The sequence below is a fragment of the Actinomyces sp. oral taxon 169 genome (genome assembly GCF_013394715.1).
Lineage (GTDB): Bacteria > Actinomycetota > Actinomycetes > Actinomycetales > Actinomycetaceae > Actinomyces.
On record NZ_CP058259.1, the window covers coordinates 521454 to 537007 of the forward strand.

Sequence of the window (15554 nt, forward strand, 5' to 3'; positions counted from 1 at the left end):
TCGGCGAGAAAGGTGTCACGGTGACGACCCATGGCACAGCGGCGGGACTCGTCGACTGGCGGACGGTGGAGCGCCTGACCGCGCTCATCCCGGCGGGCCCCAGCGCCTCGCGCTCAGCGCGCGCCAGCTCGGTGGCGGTGCTGCGTCGCTCCGCCCAGGAGGCACCGGCCTGGGTCGCCAGGATCACCGGCCTGAACCGGGCGGCCCAGCAGGTCGCCGAGACCACGCGGGTCAGCGTCGTCGACCGGGCCGGGCTCGTGCGCGCCTCCAGTCGGGCACTGCGCGGCCTCATGGAGCAGGTGCCCGCCCCGCCGGCCTCGGAGGCGATCCAGCTCGTCGGGGCCGCCGAGGTCGCCGGGGCGATGAGCCTGCTGGCCACCCGGCTCCTGGGGCAGGTGGTGCCCGCGGCCCCGAGCGGAACCCGCGGTCACGGGGCCGGTAGCGCCGGCCCGGCTCACCCCTCCGGTGAGGGGGACGGTGAGGGGGACGGCGTCGTGACCCCCGGCACTGGCCCGGCCCGCGAGGCGACCACGGACGCAGATGGGGAGGGGGTGGCCCCGCCGCACCTGCTGCTCGTGGCCCCCAACGTGCTGGCGGTGCGCCGCCAGATGGACCTGGACATGCTCGACCTGCCCGCCTGGGTCTGCCTGCACGAGATGACCCACGCCGTCCAGCTGGCCGCCGCGCCCTGGCTCGGCCCCTACCTGTCGGACTCCATGCGCATGGTGATCGGCGCCGTCGTCGAGGCCGCATACGGCAGTGCCGACGGTGCCCGAAGCGCCGGCGGCGGGAGCCGGCAGGAGCGGGGGAGTCGGTCGCGGCGAGGCCGGGCGGTGCGCCTTGCGGCGCGCGCAGGCCGAGGGCGGGTGCTCGAGGGTCTGATGAACGTCACGGACCGCTCCGAGGTCGCCTCCCTGGCGGCCGCGCTCACCTTCCTGGAGGGGCACGCCGAGGTGGTCCTCGATGACGTGCACCCCAACCGGATGCCCTCGGTCCACCGGCTCCGGGCCGTGCTCTCGCGCAGCCGCGCGGCCGACGGCGGCATCGGCCCCGGTCCCGGACTGGGCTCGCTCCTGCTGCACCGGCTCATGGGCCTGGAGGCCAAGGAGGCCCAGTACGCCGACGGCGCCGCCTTCGTGCGCAGCGTTGTCACCCGTATTGGGCACGAGGGGCTCAACGCCGTGTGGGCCGATCCCGAGCTGCTGCCCACGCCGGCTGAGCTCGCCCGACCCGACGTGTGGGTACGCCGCGTCAGCTGACGTGTCAGGCCGGGGCCCGTTGTGGCAGGCTTATGGCGTCGGCGCGGACCGGTGGCCTCCCCGGCCCCGGTGAGCCCGCGCAGCCATGACGACACATGAGGAAGGCAGGGCGTATGGACGCCACGGACATGGGATCGGACCTTCAGCAGGTTCTCATCACCGAGGAGCAGATCGGGCAGCGCCTCGATGAGATGGCCGCGCAGATCGACGCGGACTACGCCGGCCGTGACCCACTGCTCGTCGGCGTGCTCAAGGGGGCCGTCTACGTCATGGCGGACCTGTCGCGCCGGCTGCACATGAGTGCGCCGATGGACTGGATGGCGGTGTCCTCATACGGCTCGGGCACCAAGTCCTCCGGCGTGGTGCGCATCCTCAAGGACCTGGACACCGACGTCACCGACCGGCACATCCTCATCGTTGAGGACGTCATCGACTCCGGCCTGACCCTGTCCTGGCTGGTGGGCAACCTGTCCTCCCGCGGCGCGGCCTCGGTGGAGATCGCCACGCTTCTGCGCAAGCCCGACGCCGCCAAGGTTGAGGTGGACGTCAAGTACGTCGGCTTCGATATTCCTACGGAGTTCGTCGTCGGCTACGGGTTGGACTACGCCGAGCGGTACCGCAACCTGCCGTTCATCGGTACGCTGCGCCCTGAGGTCTACGGGGGCTGACTGATCCAGGTCAACCTTGACGTAACCTGAGGGTCAGACGGAAAAATAACGGGATGTGGCGCCTGAGCGCCGCCGTCGGGCGGGGCTCAAGGGCCCCCGGAACTGCGACGTACCCCCTTTTCAAGGTGGTCGGAGTCGCGTACGTTACGTTAAGATAACAAGTGTAGGTCGCCGGTGGATGTCCCCTCCCGGCGGGTGATGTGGAAGGACTGTTGGTAACAGTGAAGAAGGCTGTGCGTCGACGCGCTCCGAGGCTAGTCGGCCTCGCCGGTGCGGTGGTGCTGTCGTCCTCGCTGAGCATCCCCATGATGGCTCCGGTGTCCGCGGAGCCGACCTCCGGCGACACATTTAATACGGTTGCTGAGATGGCGCAGGTCAGCGGTGCTTCGGGCACCCTGACCACCCTCGGTGACGAGGCGCCCGGTGATGGCGGCGGCCTGACCTACGACGTGCAGAGCACGAGCCCCGAGGGTGCGCTGGGCGCCGTCTCGGTCATGCTCGCCGATGGCCAGTGGGCCGTGCCGCAGGGTCTCCCCGCCTCTCCGGCCGTTGGCGCGGACGGTACCGCCGCCAACGACGTCGTGGCCCGTACCCAGTCCTTCGTCAACGCCGGCGGGTCCCTGGTCTCGGACGCGTCACGGCCCACGCCGCTGTCGGGCGCGAACGCCCACGCCAGCGGCCCCGCCCCGTACGCGATCACCTCCTCGGCCCTGGTGGGCATGGTCCTCTCCGGCTGGGACTACTCGCACACCACGTATGCGGCAGACCAGAACACCCAGGTCGGCTACCGGGCCGACGTCGGCCAGGACCTCTCCGGGAGCTGGAAGCCGGACGACCTGGCCGGCTGGTTCCACTCCCAGGGGCGTCTGTGGCTGAACACGGACGGCTCCATCAGCCCCGGGGACATCGTTTTCTTCTCCAACCCCCTGACCGGGGAGTCAGGCGATTCCGGTTCGGCTCCCGCCCAGTCCACGGTGTTCGGGAATGTCTACGACGTCGGCATCTACGTGGGTAACAACCAGGTGGTGCGGGCCTCGATGGGTACCGCCCAGGCGCAGACCCTGGACGCACAGACGATGGCCGAAGTGGCTCTCGTGGCTCGCCCGCAGTGGTCCGCCCCTGCCGGTGGTGCGCCTGCGCCTTCGGATCAGCAGCGCGCCGGTGCTGGCGGCGGTGCGGGTGCCGGGAGCACTGCGACGCCGGGCCCGGAGGCTTCGGCGTCGGCCTCGGCTCAGGCGAAGGCTCAGCAGGGCCCGGCCGCGGGGGCCCCGTCCTCCAAAGGCGGCTCGGTGCCGGACGGCTCGAGCGCCGGCTCGAAGTCCTCGGGCGGCGCTGGGGGCGGTGACCACAACGAGGTCGTGGTGGGTGCCGCCGGTAGCAGCCAGGACGCGAAGGGCGTCACGAGTGTCGCTAAGCGGCCCGCCGCCCAGAGTGTTCGGGAGCGGTGGCTGCCGGTGACGGGTGTGGCGATCGGCGTGCTGTCCGTGGCCGCGATCCTGCTGTCTGCCGGCCTCATCGTCCTGCGCCTGCGCCGCGCCTGAAGCAGGGGCGGTGCGCGGGGCGGCTTGGCCGGGCTGTTCTCGGCCCAGCCGCTGATCGCCTGACTGCCTGCCCGCTTGTGGGCGGGCGAGGAATGAGTGGCGAGTGGGCGGCTGCCGATTTTCTCGGGGCCGCCCGCTTTTGTGTGCGTCCGCTTGGCCAGCTCCTGCGGTAGAGGCGTTTCGGCTGCGTGACGTTTCCTGGAATCGCGCGAGCTCACCTCGCATGAATCCCGCTGGCGTGTATGTCTTGAGGATTACTCACAAGCGTCTCGCCTGTTCGCGCTTGCTCAGGTCGGCGGCAGCTCGCTTGGCTCCGGGAACGAGTTTTGTTGAGGGTGTCGAGGAGGACTGTGTCCGTGGTGGGCAGGATTGGCCCAGGTCGGCTTGGAGGGCCTGTTCAAGGGAGTGGAGATCCGGCTGACTGATCTTCTGAGGTGGTGTGAGTGGCTTGTTGTCTTCACGGTGAGCATGGATTGTTGCCTCTGCCGTCGGAGGGAAGGCCTGGGAGTCTGTGGTTCTTTCGATTCTTCCGAAATCTCGGCAGTGTCTATGTCGCTGCGCGGGTGTTGTGCCATCAATTCCCATCCCTGTCAGCAACTGTTGTGGAGCTGACTGTCGTCCTTGCTGGATTGGTGATTGAGGGATGCTCTCGATAGTGGAGATTCTGCTTCTGCTGCCGGTGGACCTTGTCCGCCTACTCCTGCTCCGTAGGGGAGTGTTGGGGGTGCTGCAGGCCCCGGGTGGTCAGTGGGGGCGCCCAAGCGACCTGGCACCCCGGAGGTTGACGCGAGGCTGGTCGAATGTCCTGGTATAGCAACGATTCCTGCCTGTAGGTGGCCCTCCGATCCGGTGGCCTCCTCGCCCCGGACACCATGTATGTGGGCGGTCCGCCAGGATCGTCGTCTGAAGCTAGTCCGTGTTCCAGCGCGGAGGAGAGGATCCATCATGACCAAGACAACCAATCGACGCGATCGCCTGAACCGAGCAATCAGAAGCAAGTGGGGACACTTTGCCTGGCTCTCTGTGGGCCTGCTCATGGTGCCGCTTATTGTGTCTCTGACCAAACTTACGTTGTTTCAGATGGTGGGGGTGTTCGGGCCGTCTTTCATTGTGTCGCTTCTGCAGATTTTCTGCGCCTGCTCTAAGCGGCCTTGTCTGTTTGATCTCAAGGTCAATGAGGAAGCAAGTAAGTTTGTGAGTGACCACATCGTGGCGCCCATGATATTGCTCTTCCTGGTGGGTGCTGCAACTCTGGTGTGCAGTGAAGGAATGAATAAACTTTTGGGTGGCCAGAAAGGAACTCTCCAAGGTTTGATTGCTGTTTACCCTTGGCTTGCTCTCATCTGTGCGGCTCTTGCGGTGCTCCGGACGAAGAAGAGTGCTGAGAAGGCCGGTGCACCTGTAGTTAATGCTGCCGATGCGAGTACTTCTGCGGCAGCAACAATTACTGTATCTGTCGCAGCGTGCGGTAGTGAGGACCATTCTGACGTTACTGTGATGGTTGAGCGCAGTCGGGCAGGTGAGGAAGGCGCAGATGCTGCGAAGCAGCTGTTGGTCAAGAACGCTCAGAAGCAGCAGTCGCTGCCAACAGCCGTGGTGATTGGCGCGGTGTCCTGTGTCCTGATTGTTCGCTACCTGCGTCGCCGTACCTGATGTAGTCGGTGGCGATCCTCGCGTCGTCGGGATGCACCCTGGGGTCCGAGGACTGCCTTCTGGGGCTGAGTCCTCGGGCCCGAAGGTACGTCCTCGGGGCAGTGTCGGGGAGGCGGCTAGGTGAGTCCACGTGGGTGTAGGCAGACGGTGTGGGAGGGTGGGCAAGGCTGGTGACATGGGGGGCGCGTCGTCGTGGTGCGCCCACTCGGCCGGATCTTCCCGGCCACGCCCGGCGCGAACGTGAGCAAGCGCAATGGGACCTTTGCCGTGCTATCCGCTAACGTCTGAGGAATCAGTATGTTGAAGGGACCTACCGCACGATGAAAGATTCTGGGCGCGAGCCCGGCCGCAAGGACTCGGGGAAGCCGGGCAAGGCCGGTAAGAACGACCGCAACAAGCGCGACCGCAAGCTCCGCGACACCCTGGGCAACCCGTTCCTGTGGCTGGTGCCCTTCCTTCTGGTCGTCATCCTCGGCTGGGCCGTCTTCTCCTCGATGTTCGGCTACCGCACCATCGACACCTCCGACGGCCTGACGCTCCTGCGGGACAAGCCGGACACGATCAAGTCGATCACCGTCGTCGACGGCAACCAGCGTGTCGAGCTGGACCTCACCACCACCTACGTCCAGCCCAAGAAGAAGGGCATCGAGTCCCGCCCGGTGGGCAAGAAGGTCGAGTTCTCCTACACCGACGCTCAGGCCGAGCAGGTCGACCGCCTCGTGCAGGCCGCCGCTCCCAAGGAGGGCTTCAACTCCGTGGTGCCCACCACCAGTTGGTGGTCCTCCCTCGTCCAGCTGCTCGTCCCCGCCCTGCTGCTGGGCGGCATCATGTGGTGGCTCATCGGTCGCATGGGCGGCGGGCGCGGTGGCGCCATGGGCTTCGGCCGCTCCAAGGCGAAAGTCGGCTCCAAGGAGATGCCCGACGTCACCTTCGCCGACGTCGCCGGCGAGGACGAGGCCGTTGAGGAGCTCGAGGAGATCCGCGAGTTCCTCTCCGAGCCGGAGAAGTTCCGCGCCGTCGGCGCCAAGATCCCCAAGGGCGTCCTCCTCTACGGCCCGCCCGGAACCGGTAAGACCCTCCTGGCCAAGGCCGTCGCTGGCGAGGCCGGCGTGCCCTTCTTCTCCATGGCCGCCTCCGAGTTCGTCGAGATGTTCGTCGGCGTGGGCGCCTCGCGCGTGCGCGACCTGTTCGACCAGGCCAAGGAGAACGCCCCCGCCATCATCTTCGTCGACGAGATCGACGCCGTTGGCCGCCACCGTGGCTCCGGCACCGGCGGCGGGCACGACGAGCGCGAGCAGACCCTCAACCAGCTCCTCGTCGAGATGGACGGCTTCGACGCCAACACCAACGTCATCCTCATCGCCGCCACCAACCGCCCCGACGTCCTGGACCCGGCCCTCCTGCGCCCGGGCCGCTTCGACCGGCAGGTCAGCGTCGAGGCCCCCGACATGGCCGGGCGCGCCGCCATCCTCAAGGTCCACGCCAAGGGCAAGCCCCTCAACGACGACGTCGACCTCGACCTCGTGGCCAAGCGGACCCCCGGCTTCACCGGTGCTGACCTGGCCAACGTCCTCAACGAGGCCGCCCTGCTCACCGCCCGCTCCAACGCCCACCTCATCGACAACCGAGCCCTGGATGAGGCCATCGACCGCGTCATCGCCGGCCCGCAGAAGCGCACCCGCGTCATGCGCGACCACGAGAAGCGCGTCACCGCCTACCACGAGGCCGGCCACGCCCTGTGCGCGGCCGCCGGCGCCTACTCCGACCCGGTCACCAAGGTGACGATCCTGCCGCGCGGGCGCGCCCTGGGCTACACGCAGGTCATGCCCCAGGACGACAAGTACTCCACCACCCGCAACGAACTGCTCGACCAGCTCGTCTACGCCATGGGCGGGCGGGCCGCCGAGGAGATCATCTTCCGCGACCCCACCACCGGTGCGTCCAACGACATTGAGAAGGCCACCGCCACGGCCCGCAAGATGGTCACCGACTACGGCATGACCAGCGCGGTCGGGGCCGTCAAGCTCGGCACCACCGAGAGCGAGACGGTCCTGGGGCTCAACGCCACTAGCCGCGACTTCTCCGAGCAGGTCGCCGCCACCGTCGATGCCGAGGTCCGCAACCTGCTGGACACCGCCCACAGGGAGGCCTGGGAAATCCTCACCCGCAACCGTGCCGTGCTCGACCAGCTGGCCGAGGAACTCCTCAGCCGTGAGACGCTCCTGGAGAAGGACCTGGAGAGGATCTTCAAGGGCGTCATCAAGCAGCCCGAGCGGCCCCTGTGGCGCAGCGACGAGTCGCTGCCCGTCGTCGAGGCCGCCCCCGCCAGTGACGAAGCCGGCGGTGAGTCCGATGACTCCCATGGCAGCGACGACTTCTGGGGCTACAACCATTAAGCCGGCCCGGGCCCGGCGGCCCGGCAGGTGCGGAGAGACAAGAGACAGAGGCTGACCATGAGCTATGACGCCGAGGGCGTGCGGCGGGCGGTGCGCGACCTGCTCGTCGCCATCGGGGAGGACCCCGAGCGCGACGGGCTGCGCGACACCCCCGAGCGCATGGCGCGCGCCTACGCGGAGATGTTCGCCGGCCTCGACCAGGACCCGGCCGAGCACGTCGAGAGGGTCTTCGACGTCGGGCACGAGGAGATGGTTCTCGTGCGCGACATCCCCATGTACTCGGTGTGCGAGCACCACCTGCTGCCCTTCCACGGGTCGGCGCACGTGGGCTACATCCCCGGCGAGGACGGGCGTGTCACCGGTTTGTCCAAGGTGGCGCGCCTCGTGGACGGCTACGCCCGGCGCCCTCAGGTCCAGGAGCGGCTCACCCGGCAGATCGCCGATGCGCTCGTCGAGCGCCTGCAGTGCCGGGGGGTGCTGGTGGTCGTTGAGGCCGAGCACCTGTGCATGTCGATGCGGGGTGTGCGCAAGCCCGGTTCCAACACGGTCACCTCCGCTGTGCGCGGCATCATGCGCAACGCCGCCACCCGCTCCGAGGCCATGAGCCTGGTCCTGGGCCGGCGGTCCTGAGGTCTGGTCAGGCCTCGACACCGGGGAGGGCCGGTGAAATAGTGGGGAGATGAGTCCCACGTACAAGAGGCTGCTGGTGGCCGTCGATGCCGGACTGCTGCTCTACTGGGCGGCCGTCTTCCTCAACCTCATTCCCGAGCACCTGCGTTTCAAGGACTACTCCAACCAGGTCATCCAGGCCTGGAACTGGTCCTTCTTCCCACTCGACGTGGCCGCCGCACTGACCGTCTTCCTCGGCGCCCATCTGACGCGCGTGGGGAGCAGGATCGGGGACCTGGTGCTGACGGTCGGGCTCATGCTCACCTTCTGCGCCGGGTTCATGGCGATCTCCTTCTGGTCCTTCTACCGTGACTTCGACCCGCTGTGGTGGGGGCCCAATGCCCTGCTCATGATCGTCCCGGCACTCGCCTTCGGCTCCATGGTCTGCCGGCGCCTCGAGACCGCGGAGAACCGCGCGTGACGGTCAGGGACGTGCTCTGCCCGTCGATGTGGGGGAGCGTGTGCCGCCCGGGCGCGCCCACAGGCCGGATGGTGCTTGGTGCGCGGAAGGAGTGTCCGGGGGCGACGGGCCACGGCGTGTGCGCCTGGCCGGCGCTCGGAGGCGCCATCATCTCCGAGGTGTCGGCGACCCTCGCCCTGCGCCAGGCCCTCAACCAGCCGGGCTTCTACGTCATGGTTGGGATCGGGTACGCGCTGGCCTTCATCCTCCTGTCGCTGACCCTCAAGGCCGGCATGCCGCTCGGCGTCGCCTACGGGCTCTGGGGTGCCCTGGGCGTGGCGCTGACCGCCGTGCTGTCCATGCTTGTCTTCGGTGAGCCGATCACGGTGCTCGTCGCCCTCGGTATCGCGCTCATCATGGCCGGGGTGCTCCTCGTCGAGGTCGGGGCGCAGCGAGCAGGCACGCAGGACAAGGAGGGCGAGGCGTCATGAGCGGGCTCTACCTGGTGGCAGCCATCGCCTCCGAGACCACCGGCACGCTCTCGCTCAAGCTCGCCTCCGACGGCAGAGGACTGCGATGGTACGGCCTCGTCATGGCCGGCTACCTGGGGGCCTTCGCCCTGTTGACTCTGGCTCTCAAGGAGGGCCTGGCGCTCGGTGTCGCCTACGGGATCTGGTCGGCCGGGGGAGTGGCCGTCACGGCAATCGCCTCCAGGCTTCTCTTCAGTGAGCCGCTGACCCGCACCATGGTGGCCGGCATTGCGCTCATCATGGCCGGGGTACTCCTCGTCGAGCTCGGCAGCGCACACTGACAACGCGCCGGAGGCGATCGCGGGCCAGAATGTCCAAAACGGTGACAAAGGACCGCCAGCGCTCCTTGGCCGTCCATATGAACCGCGGAATCATGCCGTTTTCTTTCGTCAGTATGTGTCCGTTCCGAGCCTTTGTATCCGATGTGGACACGATCCCGCTCATTTCCTCCGTGGATGGACCGGCCGAGCGGCCCTCGTGAGGGACGTGGCGTGGCAGAAGGCCCTCTCGGCCGGGGACATTCGACATCGACGGGTGCAGTTCACGCGTTCGGGGACAGCCATCCTGTCCCCGAACGCGTGAACTGCACCCGGCTGGAGTGGTTGGCACCCGGCCGCGCGGAGTGTCTCCGCCCGGACATCATGGTTGCGACGACACATCCGGCCGCGACGCCGGGAGGGCCGTATGTCCGGGCCGCGACTCCGGCAGGGTCTTGTGTCAGGCTGCGACGCCGGGCGGGCCTTTCAGGAGACCGCCTGGAAGGGGACGCTGAAAACCGTGGTCCAGCGGCCTTCGCCCTGGCGCACGCTCAGGCTGCCGCCCAGGGCCTCCACGCGGCGTCGCGCCCCCTCCAGGCCCAGGCCCGAGGAGAAGGCGTCATAGCCCGGTACGCCACTACCCGGCGCGCCGGCGCCCGCCCACACGCCGCCGACCTGCCCCGGGAGGCCGACGTCATTACTTGCCATCGCCTCCAGGGAGCGCCCGTCGGACTCGATGACCAGCCGCGCCCGTCCCTGCGGAGCCGTGTACTTGGACATGTTCGACACCAGCTCGCCCAGCACCCGCAGCAGTTGGAGGCGCACGCCCGGAGGAATCACGGGGATCCCGAGCAGCTCCAGGCCCTCGACCTCCAGGTGCGCCCCCCGCTGTCCCAGGATGGCCGCGGCATCGGAGATGACCACCTCCAGGGGGCGCGGAGCGGAGGTCGCCTCGATATCCAGCCGCTCGCCCCCGCGGATGTCACTCATGGCGCGCAGCGCGTGCCGCATCTGCTCCACCGCCGCGCGCACCGCCGCCGTCATCGCGTCCAGCTCGGGCGCCAGCGCCGCGTCCTGGGGATGCGCGAGTCGGGCCTGCTCGGCCGTCATGACCGCGTGGGTCAGGTCCCGCACCACCGTGTCATGCAGCTCGGTGACCACCAGGAGGCGCTGGCGCTCCATGCTCTCGCGGTAGGTGTGCAAGGAGCGCTCGGCCTGGTCGCGCGGGCTGCGGATGAGCTCGGCCACAGTGATGGCCCCGCCCCCGATAAAGAGCGAGACCTGCATCAGCGAGAACCAGGCCGGGCTCGCTCCGTTCCACTGGATATCGGCGATGAGGATCACCAGCGAGAAGACCACCAGGCTGTAGGCGGGCATACGCGAGAAGCCGCGGGCCACGAGGATCGCCGTGCACAGCCAAGGGATGATTCCCGGAGAGAAGGGAACGTCGGTCAGCACCACGGTGGCGGTCCACGCCGACGCGCTGCCCAGCAGGGCCCCGGGCCACGGGAAGCGGCTACTCAGCGCCAGCGCCAGCCCCCCGATGATCTCGGAGAGGACCGCGATGGAGGACATTGGCCAGGTCGCCGCGATCGAGAACAGAGTAATCAGCGCGGCCAGGGAGGCGTGCGCCAGGTGCAGCCGCCAGGTCGGCCGCCACGTCGTGTACCGCGTGGGCTGCATCAGATTCGCTGCAACAGCGGACACCGTCTCACCACCTTCCCCTGAGCTGATCCGGATAATATCCCTCCATGACGGTTCCCAACGTGACTGATGCTCCGGCTGCTCCCTCGCAGGTCCTGCGCGTCGCCATCGTCGATGACGACCCCTTCGTCCTGCAGGCACTGCGGGCCTACCTCAGCTCCGACGAGCGCATCGAGGTGACCAGCACCTTCTCCCGCGCCGCCGACGCTCTGGCCTTCCTCCACAAGATCCGGGTGGACGTCCTGCTCACCGACGTGCGCATGCCCGAGATGGACGGCCTGGAGCTGCTCACCCGGGTGCGCCGCCAGTGGCCCCGCACGGCCGTCGTCGTACTGACCTCCTTCGACGACGACGAGGCGATGGTGGCTGCGCTGGCCCAGCACGCCAATGGCTTCCTCCTCAAGGACGCCTCGCCCGAGGAGATCATCCGCGCCGTCATCGCCGCCAGCGCGGGCGGGACCACGATCTCCCCGGCCGCCACCTCCCGGCTCGTCACCCGCCACCTGCGCTCCCCGCAGACGGCCCAGGCCCCCGACGTCACCGAGGCCGAGCAGGCGGTCCTCACCCTCCTGTGCGAGGGCTACTCCAATGCCGAGATCGCCGAGCAGCTCGTCGTCGCCGAGTCTACGGTCAAGACCCACGTCTCCCATCTCATGAAGAAGTACGACGTCCCGTCCCGACTCAAGCTCGTCGTCGCCGTCCACAAGACCCAGGGGGCCTGAGTCCGCCGTCCCGGTCACTGGAGCAACCCTCACCGCCGGTCTCCTTACTCCTCGGACAAGGCCCTGACCGGCGGCACCGAGGCGGCCCGGCCGGCCGGGCGTAGCGAGGCCGCCAGGCCCACGGCCAGCGTCACGGCGAACATGCCGATCAGTGCGAAGTAGGGGACGTGCGCCGTCATGCCCTCGGCGGACTTGGCCATCGCGAGCGTTTCGGAGACACCCAGTGCCGTCCCGACGAGGAGCCCCAGGCCCCCACCCACGGCCGCCACGAGGACCCCCTCGGTGACGATGAGGCGGCGGATTTCCTTGCGGGAGCTGCCGGTGGCGCGCAGCACCCCGATCTCGCGGACCCGCTCCAGGACCGAGACGTCCGTGATGTTGGCCAGCCCGGACAGGGCGATGACCAGGGCGGCCCCCAGAACCAGGCAGACGATGAGGGCCATCTTCATGATCTGGGCCGACATCAGCTCGACACCGGCGGCATTCCCGCTCACCATGAGCTCCTGGCCCCGGACCGCGGCATGGAGGGCGTGCTCGGTGGCCGGCGTCATGGTACTGCCGGTGGAGCGCACCCACATGGTGGTGTCGGTGGGAGTGTCCCCGTTGAGGCGCTGCGCCGTCGCCGGGGTGATGACACCGCCCCAGCCCTCGCGAACGCGGGCCGTCAGCTCGACACTGCCGGCGGCGCCGGTCAGGGTCACCTTGGAACCGTCCGGAATGTCGTAGAGCTCGCCCACGATGAGGGTACCGTCATCAAGGTCCTCCAGGCCGCTCGTCGTGCGCACTATGGGGGCGATGGCCTTGGTGTCGATGACGTCGACGACGATGCTCTTGGTCTGTCCGTCAACGGCCTGAGTCAACTCGAGCGTCGGGACGTAGGTGACGTCCTGGACGCCGTCGACCGCCTTGATCTGCTGCGTCAGGCGCGTGGTATCGGTCTGCGGTGTGACCCCGAAGACTCGGGCGTCCACGGGGGAGCTGTGGCCGAGGATGCTCTCGAAGGAGGCGTTCAGGGAGGACAGGCCCACGAAGAGCGCCGACCCCACCAGGACGCAGACGAAGAGCGTGGCGGCGGCCGCGGCGGATCGGCCGGAGTTGCGGGCCAGGTTGCGCGTGGCCAGGTGCAGCACCGGCAGCCGCGTGCCGCTGCTGACACGGCCGATGAGGCTGATGATGGCGGTCACCAGAGCCGGCAGACCGAGGACCGTGCCGAGGACGACGACGGCGCTGCCGCCGGCGGTGACGTAGATGTCGGAGATCTGAATGCCGAGGGCGATCACGGCCGCGCCGGCGCCGGCGACGACGACCCCGGCGACGGCCGCCCACACCCTGGCGCGGCCGGCCTGCTTGACGCTGGCCACCTGCCCGGTCAGGGCCACGAGCGGGGAGATGCGGGTGGCCTTGCGGGCCGGGCGCAGGACCGCGATGAGGGTGACTAGCGTCCCCAAGGCGACGGTGAGCCCGAGCGACACCGGGGAGATGGTCAGCTGATCGGCCTCGAGGTCCGCGAAGCGCCCCGAGGAGATGACGGCGGAGGCGATCCCGGTTCCCGCGGCCGTGCCCAGGACGGACCCGAGCAGGCCGGTGATGAGCCCGGTGCGCAGCACGGCGAGCATCACCTGACGGCGGGTTGTGCCGATGCAGCGCATGAGCCCGATCGTGCGCGTCTGGCGCGCCACGAGGGTGCTGAAGGTGGTGGCGATGACGATGACGGCGACCATCGCGCACACCGGTGCCAGGATGTTGAGGATGGCGGCGATCATCGTGCCGCCCTGCTGGTTCTCGGAGCGCTGGGAGATAACGGTCTCCCTGTCCTGAACCAAGGCGTGGGGCTGGACGGCGTGGGCCGTCTGCTCCACCGCGGACGTCAAGGCGGCGGTGTCGGTTCCCGGCTTCGCGGTGACATAGAGCTGGTGGTAGCTGGTGTTGGCTCCCATCGCCTTGAGCTGGTCGGTGGTGGCGTAGACCGCTCCGATTCCCTCCACCTCGGTGTCGGGACCGGGGGAGACGATGCCGACGACCGTGGGTGCGCTGTGCGGAGCCTCGGCGTTGTCATCGGCGTCGTTCGTGGTGAGGCGGATCGTGTTGCCGACGCTGAGGCCCTGCTGCTCGGCCAGTAGCGTGCTGATGGCGACCTCACCGGAGGTGGTGGGCAGGCGGCCGCTGCTCAGCGTGGTGAACCGGCTGAGGGTCGGAACGTCCTGCGCGCTGACGGCGATGTGGGTGGCATTGCGCAGCTGCTTGGGCAGATCGAGGACGAGGACGCTCCAGTGGCGGCCCCGCACGGAGGCGACCCCGTCGAGGGCGGAGATCTTCTTGACAAGGGAGTCGTCCAGAGGGCCTTCCGTGCTGTTCGCCCGACGACCTTCCTGTACGACGACGCTCGCGTCCCCCACGGACAGGCGCGCGCCGGTCTGCATCTGGGTGCGGGCGGAGTCGGAGATGATGAAGGCGAAGGCGATGAGGGCGGCGCTCATAGCCACGGCCACGAGGGCGGCGGCGGTTCGCCGCAGATCGAGCAGCGAGGGCATCAGCGGGCCTCCGTCCGGGGAGTCGGGCAAGTGGTGGTGGGGCCGGGCACCGAACCGGAAGCCGGAGCCGGACCGGAAGCGGGGGAGGGGCCCGCGGCGCGACGGACACCGGGCGCGGCGGCCGGGGCCGCTGCGGAGGCCGGGGCGGCGTGGCCGCCGGTCGGGCGGCGCACGGCCTCGACCCCGGTGATGCGCCCGTCGCGCAGGCGGATGATGCGGTTGGTAGTGGCCGCTGCCTGCTCGTCGTGGGTGACCATGACAACCGTCTGACCCAGGCGCTCGCACATGCCGGCCAGGGTCTCCAGCAGGGCGGCGGCCGAGGCGGTGTCCAGCGCCCCGGTGGGCTCGTCGGCGAAGACCACCTCGGGGCGGCCCACGAGGGCGCGGGCCACGGCCACGCGCTGCTGCTGGCCGCCGGAGAGCTCGTAGGGGCGGTGGGACAGGCGGTCGCCGATGCCCAGGGTGGAGATGACGGCGTCGTACCAGTCCCGGTCCGGCTTGCGGTGGGCCAGGCGCTGGGGCAGGAGGATGTTCTCCTCGGCGCTCAGGGTGGGCAGCAGGTTGAAGGACTGGAAGATGAAGCCGAGGCGGTCGCGGCGCACGGCGGTGAGCTGCTTGTCCTTCATGCCGGACAGGTCCTGTCCGGCGATGAGGACGCTCCCGGAGGTGGGGGTGTCCAGGCCTGCCAGGCAGTGCAGGAGGGTGGACTTGCCTGACCCTGAGGGGCCCATGATGGCCACGAACTCGCCGCGTCCCACCACCAGGCTCGCCGAGTCCAGGGCGACGACCCGGGCCTCGCCCTCGCCGTAGACCTTGGTCAGACCGCGGGCCTCGACGACCCGCATCGGTGCGGAGGCGGCAGGAGTGGTGGGCGCCGTCGGCGCTCCCGGGGCGGCCGGTGTCGCCTGGGGGCTCGGCGCGGGATGGGCGGGGTGGCCGAAGGCCTGCGGCTGGGGTGGATACGTCATCTCATGACCCTTCTCGGTGGCTGACTCGAGTGGCGGATGGAGCCGGTCGCTGGCATCGCGCTGCGTCCCGCACCGCCCTGGTGACATGAAAAAGCCTAGAAACGGCGCCATTGCGCCGGAATGCGTCGAAGGGACGGACTGCGGCCGGCGTCTCCGCCTTTTGGGTGACGGTGACCGCTCAGCCGTACTTCGAACGTTGTCCCCACTCACTTCGACCAAAACTTCATCATCGACCCGGCTCCGTGTCTTCTATGAA

13 protein-coding genes are annotated in these 15554 nt (G+C 68.9%); 10 read left to right on the forward strand and 3 right to left on the reverse strand.

Annotation, left to right across the window (positions count from 1 at the left end; translation table 11 throughout):
* Positions 1 to 20: 20 nt before the first annotated feature.
* From HW274_RS02190 to HW274_RS02230, 9 genes are all read left to right on the forward strand, one after another.
* Positions 21 to 1259 (forward strand): zinc-dependent metalloprotease, encoded by a 1239-nt coding sequence (locus HW274_RS02190; protein ID WP_075253506.1) that lies wholly within the window; start codon positions 21 to 23, stop codon positions 1257 to 1259.
* 113 nt (positions 1260 to 1372) lie between these two features.
* On the forward strand, positions 1373 to 1927 hold the full coding sequence (hpt, locus tag HW274_RS02195; protein ID WP_003789094.1) for a hypoxanthine phosphoribosyltransferase: 555 nt from the start codon (positions 1373 to 1375) through the stop codon (positions 1925 to 1927).
* Between the two features lie 365 nt (positions 1928 to 2292).
* The gene (locus HW274_RS02200; RefSeq protein ID WP_256692411.1) at positions 2293 to 3468 is read left to right on the forward strand and encodes a hypothetical protein; all 1176 of its coding nucleotides are present in this window, start codon (positions 2293 to 2295) and stop codon (positions 3466 to 3468) included.
* 945 nt (positions 3469 to 4413) lie between these two features.
* Positions 4414 to 5121, forward strand: a complete 708-nt coding sequence (locus HW274_RS02205) for a hypothetical protein (RefSeq protein WP_144020785.1) — start codon at positions 4414 to 4416, stop codon at positions 5119 to 5121.
* Positions 5122 to 5441: 320 nt separating this feature from the next.
* Positions 5442 to 7517: an ATP-dependent zinc metalloprotease FtsH gene (gene ftsH, locus HW274_RS02210; protein ID WP_185989098.1), complete on the forward strand. Its 2076-nt coding sequence runs from the start codon at positions 5442 to 5444 to the stop codon at positions 7515 to 7517.
* Positions 7518 to 7574: 57 nt separating this feature from the next.
* Positions 7575 to 8147, forward strand: a complete 573-nt coding sequence (gene folE, locus HW274_RS02215; protein ID WP_185989099.1) for a GTP cyclohydrolase I FolE — start codon at positions 7575 to 7577, stop codon at positions 8145 to 8147.
* A 49-nt stretch (positions 8148 to 8196) separates the two neighbouring features.
* Positions 8197 to 8607 (forward strand): YvaD family protein, encoded by a 411-nt coding sequence (locus tag HW274_RS02220; protein ID WP_065361972.1) that lies wholly within the window; start codon positions 8197 to 8199, stop codon positions 8605 to 8607.
* Between the two features lie 116 nt (positions 8608 to 8723).
* Positions 8724 to 9077, forward strand: coding sequence for a multidrug efflux SMR transporter (locus HW274_RS02225; protein ID WP_060956740.1), 354 nt, complete (start codon positions 8724 to 8726; stop codon positions 9075 to 9077).
* Positions 9074 to 9397, forward strand: a complete 324-nt coding sequence (locus HW274_RS02230) for a multidrug efflux SMR transporter (protein ID WP_075253502.1) — start codon at positions 9074 to 9076, stop codon at positions 9395 to 9397. The genes HW274_RS02225 and HW274_RS02230 overlap by 4 nt, the downstream gene beginning before the upstream one ends.
* Before the next feature lie 462 nt (positions 9398 to 9859).
* On the opposite strand, the gene HW274_RS02235 is transcribed toward HW274_RS02230, so the two are convergent.
* The gene (locus HW274_RS02235; protein ID WP_075254997.1) at positions 9860 to 11080 is read right to left on the reverse strand and encodes a sensor histidine kinase; all 1221 of its coding nucleotides are present in this window, start codon (positions 11078 to 11080) and stop codon (positions 9860 to 9862) included.
* 44 nt (positions 11081 to 11124) lie between these two features.
* Between HW274_RS02235 and HW274_RS02240 the strand changes: the two genes are divergently transcribed.
* The gene (locus HW274_RS02240; RefSeq protein ID WP_003789125.1) at positions 11125 to 11799 is read left to right on the forward strand and encodes a response regulator transcription factor; all 675 of its coding nucleotides are present in this window, start codon (positions 11125 to 11127) and stop codon (positions 11797 to 11799) included.
* Positions 11800 to 11843: 44 nt separating this feature from the next.
* Here HW274_RS02240 and HW274_RS02245 read toward each other — a convergent pair whose 3' ends face one another.
* Complete coding sequence (locus HW274_RS02245; protein WP_075254996.1) at positions 11844 to 14330, reverse strand: FtsX-like permease family protein; 2487 nt, start codon at positions 14328 to 14330, stop codon at positions 11844 to 11846.
* A complete protein-coding gene (locus HW274_RS02250) occupies positions 14330 to 15175 on the reverse strand; it encodes an ABC transporter ATP-binding protein (RefSeq protein ID WP_075254995.1) in 846 nt (281 codons plus the stop codon). The genes HW274_RS02245 and HW274_RS02250 overlap by 1 nt, the downstream gene beginning before the upstream one ends.
* Positions 15176 to 15554 lie beyond the last annotated feature (379 nt).

What these genes read in the sequence shown, in the direction of transcription:
- hpt (WP_003789094.1), top strand. Translation starts at nt 1,373, where the DNA reads ATGGACGCCACGGACATGGGATCGGACCTTCAGCAGGTTCTCATCACC.
- HW274_RS02200 (WP_256692411.1), top strand. Translation starts at nt 2,293, where the DNA reads ATGGCGCAGGTCAGCGGTGCTTCGGGCACCCTGACCACCCTCGGTGAC.
- HW274_RS02205 (WP_144020785.1), top strand. Translation starts at nt 4,414, where the DNA reads ATGACCAAGACAACCAATCGACGCGATCGCCTGAACCGAGCAATCAGA.
- ftsH (WP_185989098.1), top strand. Translation starts at nt 5,442, where the DNA reads ATGAAAGATTCTGGGCGCGAGCCCGGCCGCAAGGACTCGGGGAAGCCG.
- folE (WP_185989099.1), top strand. Translation starts at nt 7,575, where the DNA reads ATGAGCTATGACGCCGAGGGCGTGCGGCGGGCGGTGCGCGACCTGCTC.
- HW274_RS02220 (WP_065361972.1), top strand. Translation starts at nt 8,197, where the DNA reads ATGAGTCCCACGTACAAGAGGCTGCTGGTGGCCGTCGATGCCGGACTG.
- HW274_RS02230 (WP_075253502.1), top strand. Translation starts at nt 9,074, where the DNA reads ATGAGCGGGCTCTACCTGGTGGCAGCCATCGCCTCCGAGACCACCGGC.
- HW274_RS02240 (WP_003789125.1), top strand. Translation starts at nt 11,125, where the DNA reads ATGACGGTTCCCAACGTGACTGATGCTCCGGCTGCTCCCTCGCAGGTC.
- HW274_RS02245 (WP_075254996.1), bottom strand. Translation starts at nt 14,330, where the DNA reads ATGCCCTCGCTGCTCGATCTGCGGCGAACCGCCGCCGCCCTCGTGGCC.
- HW274_RS02250 (WP_075254995.1), bottom strand. Translation starts at nt 15,175, where the DNA reads ATGCGGGTCGTCGAGGCCCGCGGTCTGACCAAGGTCTACGGCGAGGGC.